The organism is Clostridioides sp. LIBA-7602 (genome assembly GCF_056688945.1).
In genome coordinates, this window is sequence record NZ_CP196991.1 from 1,461,144 (window position 1) to 1,474,457 (window position 13,314).

Genomic DNA, 13,314 nt, shown 5'->3' on the forward strand with positions numbered 1-13,314 from the left:
AGAATGTATGTTTGCTTTAAAATTATATTAAAGGAGCAGAAAATAGACTGCTCATCATATGGTTTATTTTTTTTTATATTTATTTAGTAAAAATTCTATATAATCATTAAGTTGTTCTTGTGCCTCTTCAGGCAATTCTTCATGTGGATTTTTTCTATGTGCAGCTACTGTATCAATATTTTCTTTAACTAAGGTTCTTCCAAGAAGGTAATCAACTGATACATTAAACACATCAGCCAACTTATTTAAAATGTGTTCATCAGGAAATCTGTTTTCTGTTTCATAGTATCCTAAGACTCTTTGGGAAACTCCTACTTTTTCACCAAGTTCTCTTTGAGTCAATCCAAATTCCTTTCTAAGTTCTCTTAATCTTTTGGCAAACATTATAACACCACCTTATGTATAGATTATAACAAATTGTTCTAAAGAATAAAACTATGAAAGTATAAAAAGAATATTTTTTTCTAAAATCTATTGATAAAGAACAAATAATTCTATATAATGTGGATATAGAAGAACAAAATATTCTTAAAAGTGGTGGAGGTATGAAAATTATGTTTAAAAATAATTTGAAATATTATAGAAAATGTAAAGGTATGACACAAATTCAACTTGCTAGAAAAGCAGGTATTACAAATGACTATATATCTCAAATAGAAAGAGGTATAAAAAATCCTGGACTTCTTATGGCTAAAAAAATTTCTAATATTTTAGAACAAAATATAGATGAAGTTTTTTTTATGTAATTATAGAACAATATGTTCTTGAAAGTTATGAGATTAGTAAAAACTGTACATTAAAGAGATTATTATGAATTTAAAGCTAATATAAGCATATAAAAAAGGAGAAATACGATGGAAAACAAAAAAGATATATTATTTAAAGAAACAGATGAAAGATTACATAATTATAAGTATTTGGATATAAAGATAAAGAACATTAATTTGGATATAAAAAGATGTGAAAATGAATACGCTGGGTGTGGAGCAATGGTGTATACAGAAAAGACTAGTGCTACATATAATATAAGTTCTTCTGTTGAGAATGAAGTTATAAAAAAAGAAGAGCGATTAAGAAAATTAAAGATGGAAAAAGAAGATATAGAAATAGAAAAAGAAAAGATAGAAAATGCTCTAACATGCCTAAATGATATGGAAACGGAGTTTTTTAATCTTTTCTACAATAGTAAGACAAAAAACAATATGACTTATATTTCTATGAAGTTACATTTAGATAGAACCTCTTGTTACAATTTAAAGAAAAAGATGATATTTAAATTAAATGAGATATTATAAAAAACAGGACAAATTTTAAACACTTTATATACACTATTACAACAATAGGCTATAAAATATGTGAGATAATGTTATTGTGAAAGAAATCCATATTGAAGGAGGTGATGAATTGAAAAGAATAATATTACCTAAAAATATAGAAGATACTTGATAGGAATAAATGAGATGTATATTTAAAAATGACTTATATCATTTATAGTAAGATTATCAGATTAAGCAAAAATATTTAGTGATAGAGTGGTGATTGTTTGCTTAAATACAAAGAAATAATAGAAACAATTATTGAGACTCTCAAAAAAAACTTTACTGAAAATGTTTTTACTGATGATGAAAGTGTGCAAGGCTCTGAAGGGTCTTGTTTTTTTGTAAGTATATCGTCAGTTATTTGTACACCTATAATGTTAAATACAAATAACAAAGATATTATTATCTCTATAAAATATTTACCAAAGTCACAATCAAACAGTATTAGAATGTATGAAGTCTCAGACGAATTAAATAAGCTATTCAACAGAAATATAAAGGTAACAGATAGAAAATTAAATATAACAAAACTAGAACAGAGTATCAAAAAAGAGGAGTCAATTTATACATTGAACTTTTCAATCACATTAAACTATCTTGATAGTGTATATGAAGAAGAAGTAGTATATGAAAATATGGAAGAAATCAATTTGAATTTAGGAGAGTGATAGTATGGCTATAGGATTACCAAGTATCAATATATCATTTAAGGAGTTAGCTACAACTGTTAAAGAACGTTCAGCTAGAGGAATAATCGCAATGGTGCTTAAAGATACTAAGGCACTAGGTCTTAATGAGATACATGAAAAAGAGGATATACCAGCTGATTTATCTGATGAAAATAAAGAATATATAAATTTGGCTTTGATGGGAAATGTTAATACTCCAAATAAGTTATTAGCTTATGTAATAGAGGGAGAGGCAGATATTCAAACTGCATTAGACTTCCTAGAGACTAAGGAATTTAATTATCTATGTATGCCGAAAGCAGTAGAAGCTGATAAGACTGCTATAAAAAATTGGATAATTAAACTTAGAGACACAGATAAAGTGAAAGTTAAGGCTGTATTAGGAAAAGTTGTAGGAAACCATGAAGGTATAATTAATTTTACTACAGAAGACGTACTAGTTGGAGAAAAGAAATACAGTGTTGATGAGTTTACAAGTAGAGTGGCAGGTCTTATAGCAGGAACACCTTTAAGTCAATCAATAACTTATACTAAGCTTAGTGATGTAGTTGATATACCTAAGATGACTAAAGTTGATGCGGAATCAAAGGTTAATAAAGGAGAGCTTATACTTATTAAGGAAGCAGGGGCTGTAAGAATTGCTAGAGGAGTAAATTCTTTAACTGAGTTAACAGAAGAAAAAGGAGAAATGTTCCAGAAGATAAAAATAGTTGATACTTTAGATATTATAAATAATGATATTAAGAAAGTAATAATAGATGATTATATAGGCAGAATTCCTAATAGTTATGATAATAAATGCATACTAATAGTGGCAATAAAAGAATACCTAGAAGAATTGGAAAAGGAAGAATTAATAGAAGTTGGTTCACTTGTAGATATAGACATAGAATCACAAAAACAGTATTTGAAATCTAAAAATATAGATATATCTAATATGAAAGAACAAGAAATAAGAGAAGCAAATACAGGTTCAAAAGTATTCTTAACAGCAAAAATAAAGATGTTAGATGCTATGGAAGATATAGATTTATCAATAGAGATATAGGAGGATTATTAATATGGCAAATATGGAAGCTAGAAATGTAATGAGTGGTACTTGGGGAGAACTTTGGCTTGATGGAGATAAAGTAGCAGAAGTAAAGAAGTTTCAAGCAAAGATGGAATTTACAAAGGAAGACATTATAATAGCAGGTCAAATGGGTACTGATACAAAGTATATGGGATACAAAGGAAAAGGTTCAATAACTTTATACCATGTCAGCTCAAGAATGCACAAATTAATTGGAGAAAATATAAAGAGAGGTTTTGAACCTAGATTTGTTGCTATATCTAAATTAAATGACCCAGATTCTTATGGGGCAGAAAGAATAGCGGTAAAGAATATAGCCTTTGATGATTTAACTTTAGCTGATTGGGAAGTTGGAGTAAAAGGAGAGATAGAAGCTCCTTTTACATTTACTGAATATGATTTTCTTGATGTGATTTAGTTTTAAATAGATAATTGATAAATAAAGATAGATAGTAAATATATAATTAATGAGTACATGTAATTAGTTAATAAAAATTGATTGATAAAGGAGTAAATAATAATGGGTGAAAATGGATTACCAAAGAATGTAAATATAGTAGACTTACTTTTAAATGCAGATACAGAAAATTTAGAAAGACCAAGTACAATAGTTGAACTTAAGAGATTATCTAATGTTTTTGGTCAAGAGTTTAAGGTAATGTGTAGGGCTTTAACAATAAGTAAGGATGAGGAAATACAAAACACTTGTCTTAAAATTGATGAAAATATGAAAACAGACATAGATTTACCAGAGATGCAAATGCTTACAGTAATAGAAGGCATTTGTGATTTGGATGGAAAACTTCTATTTAAAAATAAGGAGTTAATGGAGAAGTTTAAGGCTCCAACTCCAAAAGAATTGGCAAGAAAATTACTGCTACCAGGTGAAATTACTAACTTATACAGAATACTTCAAGATGTTATGGGTTATGGTAAAAACGCAGTAATAGAAGAGGTAAAAAACTAATAGGGACGGATACCAAAACTACAATAATGTATTATTATTGGAAGAAGAGAGGTATTAGACCGTCCCTTTTTTATACAATGGATAAAGGCGAATTAAAGCTTATTGAAGCTTTTTTCGCCTTGGAAATTGAGGAAGAAGTTGAAAAAATGAAACATGGATATGGAGTTTGTCCTTTGACAGGAGGTGATATATAGTGGGGAATGTAAGAGAAGAAGGTATAAATATGTATCTTACAGACAATTACACACCAAAAATGAAACAAATTATAGCATTTACTGAGACTTTTAAAAGAATTACTGTATCTGTTTCTCCTTCAATAAATGTAATGGCTAACAGTATCAAAAGTTCTATGACAAGCGCAAGCAATAGTATAAGTGCTGTAAGTTCTTCTGCAAGGAAAATGACTGATAGTATGACAAGCGTAAATACTTGTATAGAAAAAATGAATGGAAATATGAGTGCTTCAAGTTCATCAAGTAAAAGTTTTAGTGAAGATTTAGAATCTATTGGAAGAATAGCAGAAAAAACTAGTAGTAAAATAGCTAGAATATCACAGAGTGCAAATAATAAAAAAGGAAGAGACATACATAGAAATGCTTTGTCTAGGAACTCTGGAAATAATGGAACTGAAGATAATAAATTTAAAAAACTAGAAACAGTGCAAGAGGTAGTCAGAAAAGTTAAAATGGACACAAAAAATGCTTCTAAAGATATAGCAAAAGATAACTTGGCTGGATTAAAAAATAAAGTATTCAATAGTAGTCTTGTAATGGATGTTAAAGGAAGCACTCTTGTTCAAAATTCACTAAATATGCTAAATAAGATTAAAAATAGCAAATGGATTAGTGCTATTTCAGTTAAAGATTTAGCTAAGAATGTTTTAATGGGTACTTTATCAAAGTTAAAGCAATTTGCTGGAAGAATGTGGAGTGGAGCTATTTCGATAAAAGATAAAGCAAGTAGTATATTAAGCGGAATAAAAGATAAAATATCTGACATTACTAATGGGTTTACAATAGGTGAAGGTATAAAAAAGGGTGTAGATTTAGTAGGGAAAGCCCAAAATCAAAAAGCTGTTTTAACCAACGTCGTTCAAAGAACTACAGGAATTAAAGATAAGGCTAAAGCTAAATCAGATTCTAATGATTATTATAATGATGTAGTAGAAAAAATTGCACTGAATACCCCATTTGACCCAAGTGAGGTTATTTCAATGAGTACTAAAGCAATGATGATTGGTAAAGGAGATAGTGAGAAATCAAAGAAAATAACTCAAGCTATGGTAGATGTCAGAGCACTAAATATGGAAACTAGTAGTGACCAAGATGTATCAGCAGCTTTTGTAAGTGCATCAAAAGGCAATATGGATGCTCTTAATGCTTTGGTCGGAGAAAATTATAAAACATTCGATGAAGCACTTAATGGTATAAAGAAGAAACAAAATGGATTAGCTAATGAAATGTCCAATACAATTCCAGGATTATTATCTAGTGCATCTACTTATATTGATATGGGATTAAATAATATGATAGAGCCATTTGATAGCATATTAGAGGGCGGATTAAAAAAAGTAAATTCATTTTTAAAAAAAGTACCACAGAGTTTAGGTGGTTTTTCTCAAAAAGTTGCAGATGTAATGAATGGAAAAAGAATTGTTGAAAATAAACAAAATCCGCTTGAAACTCAGACTGCTACAGCACTGGGGCATGTGCCAGGGGCAATAGGCAATGTAGGTCAAATGCTTACTCAAAACATTGATTTTACAGCTTTAACAAATTCATTACTTCCTATAGTAAATCTAGTTAATGGATTGCTAGATAGTATAAACAATAAATCTCCAGTTGCACAAGGTATAATAAGTATATTTGGAACTGTGGTAACAACTGCATTTCAGTTGATTGGACCTGTAGTTGAAGCCGTCAGTCCTATTATTACAAGAATTTTCACTTTTTTAGGAGACTATGCTCCTCAAATAAATAATTTTATAGAGACTCTAGGAGTTATATGGCAAACAGTATGGGAGACATTAGGACCTTTACTAGAAACAGCGTGGAAATTTATGGAACCTCTTTTAGGCTCATTTTTAAACTTTTTAGATAATATTTGTAATAAGGTAAAAGGAGTATGTGATTGGTGGAAAAAATTAGTTGAAGCGATAAAAAATAATCCAATAGCAGAAAAAATATCAACAATACTTGATGAGGGTAGAGAAAGATATAAAAAGAATCCAACACAAGGTACAAAAGCAGGAGATGCAGCAGGAGTTGCATTTGGATTAAATTATGTGCCATATAATGAATACTCAGCAAGGTTACATGAAGGGGAAATGGTTCTAACTAAACAAGAAGCAAATCAATACAGAAGTGGACAAAATGGTGGAAATATAAATATAGCTAAATTAGCTGATACAATAGTAATTAGAGAAGAAGCTGATATTGAAAAAGTAACATCAAAATTAGTTGCAAGTATACAAATGGCACAACTAGGGGGTGTTTTATAATGGAAATGTGGCTTAGACAAGCTGAAGATAGATTTAGATTTCCAGTTATACCATCATCAATAAGCATAAATGGAAAAGCAACTATAAATTCATCAAATATACTTAAAGTTGGAGAAATAGCAACTTTTGGAGGCGTAGCTCTTAGAAGTATCAATATAGCTAGCTTTTTTCCAAATAAAGAATATTCTTTTTGTAATTACAAAGGATTTCCTTCTCCTTATGATTGTGTAAACAAAATTCAAAGATGGATGAATGAAGGTTTAATATTGAGGTTTACAGTTACAGAGACAAATATAAATATGGAAGTAATAATAGAGGGCTTTAGTTATGAAGAAAAAGATGGAACAAGAGATGTATACTTTTCATTAGATTTAAAAGAGTATAAAAGGTTACAAATACCTAGAGCAAATCCAAAAAAATAATATGATTGTTATAAAAAATTACTAAATAATCAAATAAAGAGGTAGGTGATTTTTTATTATAAAAATTTGGGTACACATAAAAAATGGTAATATATATGATATAAGTAATATAGTAGATGCTGTCTCTTGGTCTGGAGATTATAAATCTCCATCAAGAACATTAGAATTTTCTATAGTCCAATCAGCCTCTGATATTAACTTTCAACAAATTGATATTCCGATAGCTAGTACAGTTTGCTTTTATGTGGATGAAAAAGAACTTTTTAGAGGTATGATAATTAATAGGTCCAAAGATTCAAGTAGTGTCAATATTAATTTTACTGCTAAAGATATGGGTTTTTTACTCTTACAAAGTGAAGTGTCATACAATTTTAAAGATAAGTTAGTAGAACATATTGCAAAGCAAGTATTTACAGACAATAAACTTGCAATTGGAAATATACCAAAGACTAATGTAAAATATACTAAAATGTTTATATCAGTAAATGGATATGATACTATAATGAGTGCTTACACAGAGGCAAGTAAGACTACAAAGAAAAAGTATATGATAGAGGCTAATCTTGATAAATTTAATGTTATTGAGAAAGGTGCTGTTACATTAAATGTTACTTTTGAAGAAGGATTCAATCTCATCAATACAACTTTTTCTGAAAGTATGGAAAACGTAAAGAATAAAGTATTGGTAGTTGATCAATATGGTAATAAAGTTAGTGAGAAAGTTAATGATTCGCTATTTAAAGAAGTAAATGTGATAATGCAAAAAGTCATACAACAACAAGAAAATATTACAACAGATATAGAAAGTGAGTTTAAAGAGATTGAAAGAACTTGTTCTCTAAAGGGATATGGAGATACAAGTTGTATAACTGGTAGAGGTGTAAAGGTAAAAGATTCTTACACAAAATTAGTAGGATTATTTTATATAGATACAGATAAACATACATGGCAAAATGGAGATTATCAGATTGAACTAGAGCTTAATTTTCAAAATATAATGGACGAAAAATCTGTAGGACAAGATGAACAAAAAGAGACTATTGATGACAGTGGAGATGGTCTTATGAATGGTAATGAGGTTAAAGCTTTATTTACTGCATATTATCCTGCAAATAATTCTATGGAAGGTGGACTTTATGATGCACAAGGAAATAGACTCGATCCTAAAAAAAATACTTGTGCAGCACCAAAGAACATAAAATTTGGAACAAAGATACAAGTAAAAGGAACAGGTACATCCAGGGATGGAAAAGTATATACTGTTACAGATAGAGGGGGAGCTATAAATATAAAAGATGGAGTGTATCATTTTGATATATTGATGGCTAGTAGTAAAGAATGTAATACTTGGGGTAAAAAAAATGGGAAAGCGGTTATAGGAGATGGAACTTATTCCATTAATTCGTCAGGAAAAGCTAAAGCAGTTATAGATGAGGCCATGAAGCATAAAGGAAAAGCTTATAAATGGGGAGCTACAGGACCAAATAGATTTGATTGTTCTGGACTTATGGTATATTGTTTTAATAAAGTAGGAGTTAAATTACCAAGAACTTCTAGAGAACAATCTAGATATGGAAAAGATGTAAGTAAAAATAGTTTACAACCATCAGATTTGGTATTTTTTGGTGAAGAAGTGCATCATGTTGGTATGTATATTGGAAATGGAGAATTTATACATGCACCAAATACTGGAGATGTAGTAAAGATAAGTAAACTAAGTAAGAGAAAAGATTTTCATAATGCAAAACGTGTTTTGTAGGAAGGAGTGATATAGTGGCAAATCCAATCAATGAATTTATTGGAATAATGAGAGAAGAAGGGAAATTTCACAATGAACCTTCTTTTTTTATTGGTATAATAATAAATAAATTACCTGATTTAAAGGTATCGATGAACAATATAACTCTAGATAAAGATAATTTACTTATAGATAATTGGTTGTTTGATAGAGCTACAAAAAGTTTTACAACAACACAATATGATAACCATACTCATGAATTGAAGGAACCTATTACTAATAAACTAGATAAGGGCGATACAGTTATCATGTTTAAAGTAGGAGAAAAATTTGCAATACTAAGTAAGTTGGTGAGTTTATAATGTCTAGCACAATATTTCCTTTTATAGGTGTTCCAGAAGACTATGAAATTCCTAAAAAAGAGGAATTAGGATTATTTCGTGAAGTAGCATGGGATTTTGAAAAAGATGAACCAATAGTAGAAAATGGAGATTTTAAGATTATTGAAGAAAATGAAGCTATAAAAGTTTGGGTATATAAGTGTATAAAAACAAATAAAAATGAACATGAAATTTACTCAAGTGATTATGGAACAGAATTGACTGATTTAATAGGCCAAAAGTATAGTAAAGGCCTTACAGAAAGTGAAGCATCTAGGTATATAAAAGAGGCTTTATTGATGAATCCATATATTTTACAGGTAGACGTAGTAAATACTAATTTTAAAAAAGATATATTGAGTGCATATATAAAAATATCCACTATCTATGGGGAGGTGGAAATAAATGTATAGTGACCAAACTTACAATGCAATAAAAGATAGGACCCTTAAAAATATAAATTTAGATGTGTATAAAGGAGAAGGCTCTTTTCTAAATGATATGATTTCTGGAAATACATTTGAACTTTCCAAAATGTATGTTGAACTTTCTAATATACACAAAATGGCTTTTATTGAAGATACTTATGACCAATTATTAGATAAAAGAGTTAATGAATTTGGTGTATATAGAAAATTAGGAACTGAAGCTATTGGAGAAGTAGAGTTTACAGGTGAGAATGGTGTAGAAATATCAAATGGAACAATTATATCCTATAAAGATTTATTATTTGTTGTAATAAAGGATGTTGTAATTGGTGGCGAAGAGGGAAATATAAGTCCAGTTCAAGCGCTAGAAATTGGAACTAGATATAATTTACCATCTGATTGTGAATTTAAGTTGAATGAGACCATATTTGGAATTGAAAAGATAACAAATATAAATAAATTTTCAGGTGGTACAGAAATTGAAACTGATGAAGAGCTGAGAGCAAGATTTTTTAGAGTACAAAAGAATCAAGCTACGAGTGGGAATAAAGCACACTATGAAGAATGGGCTTTAGAAGTTGATGGTGTATATAATGCAAAAGTATATCCAAGGTGGGATGGTGCAGGTACAGTTAAGGTTTTATTATTTGGTCAAAATAATCAAGCTGTTGAAGACGAAATAATAACTAAATGTAGAGAACATATTGAGGAAGAAATGCCAATAGGAGCTACACTAACAGTAACTACTCCAGTACCACTAGATATAAGTATAAGTGCATCTATGGAGTTAGAAAGTGGATACACTTTGGATATGGTAAAAAATAGTTTTATAGAAAGCATAAATCAATATTTTAGAAACATAACAAGAGAAATTGTATATACAAAGATTATGGGTATTCTAATAAGTACTTCTGGAGTGCATGATTTAAGTAATTTACTTGTAAATAATTCAACAGATAATATAGTTATTGAAGACGACAAAATACCTAGTGTTACTACTTTAAATTTTAGTGAGGTGGAGGTTTAATGAAATTAATTGATAAACTGCCATCGTTTTATAAAAATTATACAGTTGAAGCAATACAAGATTCTTATGATAATGAATTATCTTCATTAAAAGAAAATATAGATGATACTATAAATCAAATGTTTGTTGATACATCCACATGGGGTCTTGATATGTGGGAGAATATACTATGTATTCAAAATAATGAAGATTTAAATTATGAGACTAGAAGAAGTAATATAAAAGCTAAAATGAGAAGTTTAGGAACCACTAAATTAAAGGTTATAAAAAATATTTGTGAAGCTTATACAAAGACTAATGTTGAAGTAAAAGTACTCAGCAATGAATTTATATTCATACTAGAATTTATAGTTAATAATTGTAGCTATAATTCCATTGTAGAGTTGGATAAAGTATTGGAAAATGTAAAGCCATGCCATCTAGAACATAAGTTTAAAATGATTTTGTTGAATAAGAATGAATTATTTTGTGGCACTGCTATAAATACAGGAGAAACTGTTACTGTATATCCATGGACACCATCAAATATAGAAATATTTGGAGAGATAACTATAACTACAGGCAATGATAGAAGTATGGAAAAAGTAATCTTATATCCTAAACAGGAGGCGATATAAATTGGCAGAACAAAAATACTATACACTTTTGACCAAAGCAGGTAAAGCATCTATTGCAAATGCAACTGCTCTCGGTAAAAAGGTAGATTTAGTGAAATTACAGCTTGGAGATGGCGGAGGAAGTGAGTATAATCCAACAGAGGAACAAACATCTCTTAAAAAAGTTGTTTGGGAAGGAAATATAAGCAATGTAAAAATAGATGATGAAAACTCTAACTGGATAGTTATAGAAACTGTAATACCAGGTAGTATTGGTGGGTTTATGATAAGAGAAGTTGGTATATTTGATTCAGAAGATAAGCTTATAGCTATATCTAAGTATCCAGAAACGTATAAACCAACTGCTGATTCTGGAAGTGTAAAAGATTTAATTATAAGAATTATCTTGGTAGTTTCTAATACTTCAAGTGTAAATTTGAAAGTTGATCCAACTGTTATTTTAGCAACTTTAAAAGATATACAAGAATTAGATAAAAAAATAGAAACGGCTAAAGTAAGTTTAGCAAGTGATATAGAAACAGCTAAAACAGAGTTAAATACTAAAATTGATGATACTAAGACAGAACTTACTAGTAAAATAGGAGATACAACTCTACTTAATACAACAAATAAAACAAGTCTTGTAAATGCAGTCAACGAGGTAAAGGAAGGTCTTGACAGCATAGAAACAACAGCAGAGAAGACAAGTTATGATAATACAATAAGTAAACTTGCTGCCACAAATGTTCAAGGAGCTATAGATGAGTTATGTACTAGTGTAAATACGGCTAGAGTCAGTTTGATTAATGATATAAAAGATATGTTACCAATATAAATAATAGTACATTAATTGATATAAAAGACTATAAAAATAAAATAGCAACTAATATATAATCAATCAAATCAATAAAAAACTAAATGAAACTGTACAAATTAGAATTAAACAAATCAAAATTAAATAAAGTATTTGAAATAATATAATAATAAAAGTAAAAAAATAAACAAAACATAAAGAGGTAGCATTACGCTACCTCTTTTTTTATTAAATTATTGTCTATTAACTAAAATAGCTATTTTAGCATCTGGATTATAACTTATTTGAACCATTTGATTTTTCTTAATATGTTCAAGGTCTTCACCACCATAAGCTATTTGTAACTTAACTGGTAACTTACCTTGTTTTATAATAGCAACATACTCTTTTTTACCTTTTTTCTCTAAACTAATCAAATTGCCAACATAAGGTTTGAAGTTCTGATACTTTTTACTAGAATTTCTTATGTAGAAGAAAGCACCAACAGCAATAACTAAATTTATGCCAAGTGTAACCCAAGAATTAATTTTAAGCATAGCTCCAGCGATTATTATCACGAACATTAAAACGATAGGTAATATAGCTTTCTTAAGAAGCAATTTACCCATTATTTCATTAGCCTTTTTCTCAGGGCCACTCATAGTTTTTGATCTAGCAAATGATTGCGCGAATTTGTCTCTTAAGCCCATTTTATCCTCCTAATTTTAATAAATATTTAGTTATAATAACGAGATATTACTTGAAACTAAAAATTTACCACATTTATATTATGTTTGACTTTTGTATAAATAATTACATTCAAGTAAAGCAAAATATACTAATTATTTTATCATAAAACTATAAAAAAGAAAATAAATGAAATAAAAATATTAGAACTAAGAAATGATGTAAAATCGTATCAAAAGCAACATAAAAATTATTTATCTATTTTCTCATCCTTATTTTTATTATATTCAGTTTCTCTCAAATCTTTCTCTTTTTCATATTCATGAAGTTTTAATTCAATCATGCCTTCTATTTTGGCTTTATCATAGTCACTTAACTTTCTAAAGTTATTTAAAAGATTTATTTCATTAGAGTTTATGCTATTAAGTGGATAGTTTGAGGATGAATCGCAAATTAAATCTGGCTCTTGTGATGGATTATCTCCATTTAATAGCCAGTCTACTGAAACATTAAATATCTCAGCTATAGATTTTAATATTTCATAATTTGGTTTTCTAATATTTCTCTCAAATTTACTCAAGTTATCACAGCTTAACATTTCTTCTAATTCATATTGCTTAAGGTTTTTTGTTTTCCTTAAATAAACAATTCTTTCTCCTAAAGTATCCATAAACACTCTCCATTCAATTAATGTCA

At 28.8% G+C, this 13,314-nt stretch carries 17 protein-coding genes; 14 read left to right on the top strand and 3 right to left on the bottom strand.

Features of this window, described 5'->3' with window-relative positions; translation table 11 throughout:
• Window positions 1–63 precede the first annotated feature (63 nt).
• Window positions 64–384: an XRE family transcriptional regulator gene (locus ACTG45_RS07015; protein ID WP_003428185.1), complete on the bottom strand. Its 321-nt coding sequence runs from the start codon at window positions 382–384 to the stop codon at window positions 64–66.
• Window positions 385–554: 170 nt separating this feature from the next.
• Here ACTG45_RS07015 and ACTG45_RS07020 point away from each other — a divergent pair, with 170 nt between their 5' ends.
• The 14 genes from ACTG45_RS07020 (at window position 555) to ACTG45_RS07085 (ending at window position 11,973) form a co-directional block, all read left to right on the top strand.
• Complete coding sequence (locus ACTG45_RS07020) at window positions 555–746, top strand: helix-turn-helix transcriptional regulator (RefSeq protein ID WP_021384106.1); 192 nt, start codon at window positions 555–557, stop codon at window positions 744–746.
• Between the two features lie 108 nt (window positions 747–854).
• The gene (locus tag ACTG45_RS07025; protein ID WP_021384114.1) at window positions 855–1,295 is read left to right on the top strand and encodes a hypothetical protein; all 441 of its coding nucleotides are present in this window, start codon (window positions 855–857) and stop codon (window positions 1,293–1,295) included.
• A gap of 248 nt (window positions 1,296–1,543) precedes the next feature.
• On the top strand, window positions 1,544–1,987 hold the full coding sequence (locus ACTG45_RS07030; protein ID WP_021384100.1) for a phage tail terminator family protein: 444 nt from the start codon (window positions 1,544–1,546) through the stop codon (window positions 1,985–1,987).
• Window positions 1,988–1,991: 4 nt separating this feature from the next.
• Complete coding sequence (locus tag ACTG45_RS07035) at window positions 1,992–3,056, top strand: phage tail sheath subtilisin-like domain-containing protein (protein ID WP_479920052.1); 1,065 nt, start codon at window positions 1,992–1,994, stop codon at window positions 3,054–3,056.
• Window positions 3,057–3,069: 13 nt separating this feature from the next.
• Window positions 3,070–3,498, top strand: a complete 429-nt coding sequence (locus ACTG45_RS07040) for a phage tail tube protein (protein ID WP_021384088.1) — start codon at window positions 3,070–3,072, stop codon at window positions 3,496–3,498.
• A 102-nt stretch (window positions 3,499–3,600) separates the two neighbouring features.
• Complete coding sequence (locus tag ACTG45_RS07045) at window positions 3,601–4,047, top strand: phage tail assembly chaperone (RefSeq protein WP_479920053.1); 447 nt, start codon at window positions 3,601–3,603, stop codon at window positions 4,045–4,047.
• Between the two features lie 193 nt (window positions 4,048–4,240).
• Entirely contained in the window at window positions 4,241–6,547 is a 2,307-nt protein-coding gene (locus ACTG45_RS07050) for a phage tail family protein (RefSeq protein ID WP_479920054.1), read from the top strand.
• The gene (locus tag ACTG45_RS07055) at window positions 6,547–6,969 is read left to right on the top strand and encodes a hypothetical protein (protein ID WP_223152542.1); all 423 of its coding nucleotides are present in this window, start codon (window positions 6,547–6,549) and stop codon (window positions 6,967–6,969) included. Before ACTG45_RS07050 ends, ACTG45_RS07055 begins: the two co-directional genes overlap by 1 nt.
• A gap of 109 nt (window positions 6,970–7,078) precedes the next feature.
• Window positions 7,079–8,728 (top strand): C40 family peptidase, encoded by a 1,650-nt coding sequence (locus ACTG45_RS07060; RefSeq protein ID WP_479920284.1) that lies wholly within the window; start codon window positions 7,079–7,081, stop codon window positions 8,726–8,728.
• Between the two features lie 14 nt (window positions 8,729–8,742).
• On the top strand, window positions 8,743–9,069 hold the full coding sequence (locus ACTG45_RS07065) for a DUF2577 family protein (RefSeq protein ID WP_479920055.1): 327 nt from the start codon (window positions 8,743–8,745) through the stop codon (window positions 9,067–9,069).
• On the top strand, window positions 9,069–9,500 hold the full coding sequence (locus ACTG45_RS07070) for a DUF2634 domain-containing protein (RefSeq protein WP_021384098.1): 432 nt from the start codon (window positions 9,069–9,071) through the stop codon (window positions 9,498–9,500). Before ACTG45_RS07065 ends, ACTG45_RS07070 begins: the two co-directional genes overlap by 1 nt.
• Window positions 9,493–10,542 (top strand): baseplate J/gp47 family protein, encoded by a 1,050-nt coding sequence (locus ACTG45_RS07075; protein ID WP_021384077.1) that lies wholly within the window; start codon window positions 9,493–9,495, stop codon window positions 10,540–10,542. The genes ACTG45_RS07070 and ACTG45_RS07075 overlap by 8 nt, the downstream gene beginning before the upstream one ends.
• Window positions 10,542–11,159, top strand: a complete 618-nt coding sequence (locus ACTG45_RS07080) for a putative phage tail protein (protein ID WP_479920056.1) — start codon at window positions 10,542–10,544, stop codon at window positions 11,157–11,159. The genes ACTG45_RS07075 and ACTG45_RS07080 overlap by 1 nt, the downstream gene beginning before the upstream one ends.
• Before the next feature lies 1 nt (window position 11,160).
• Entirely contained in the window at window positions 11,161–11,973 is an 813-nt protein-coding gene (locus tag ACTG45_RS07085) for a phage tail protein (RefSeq protein ID WP_479920057.1), read from the top strand.
• A gap of 212 nt (window positions 11,974–12,185) precedes the next feature.
• Here ACTG45_RS07085 and ACTG45_RS07090 read toward each other — a convergent pair whose 3' ends face one another.
• Window positions 12,186–12,641: a hypothetical protein gene (locus tag ACTG45_RS07090; protein ID WP_021384080.1), complete on the bottom strand. Its 456-nt coding sequence runs from the start codon at window positions 12,639–12,641 to the stop codon at window positions 12,186–12,188.
• Between the two features lie 227 nt (window positions 12,642–12,868).
• Window positions 12,869–13,288, bottom strand: coding sequence for a helix-turn-helix domain-containing protein (locus ACTG45_RS07095; RefSeq protein WP_021384112.1), 420 nt, complete (start codon window positions 13,286–13,288; stop codon window positions 12,869–12,871).
• Window positions 13,289–13,314: the final 26 nt, after the last annotated feature.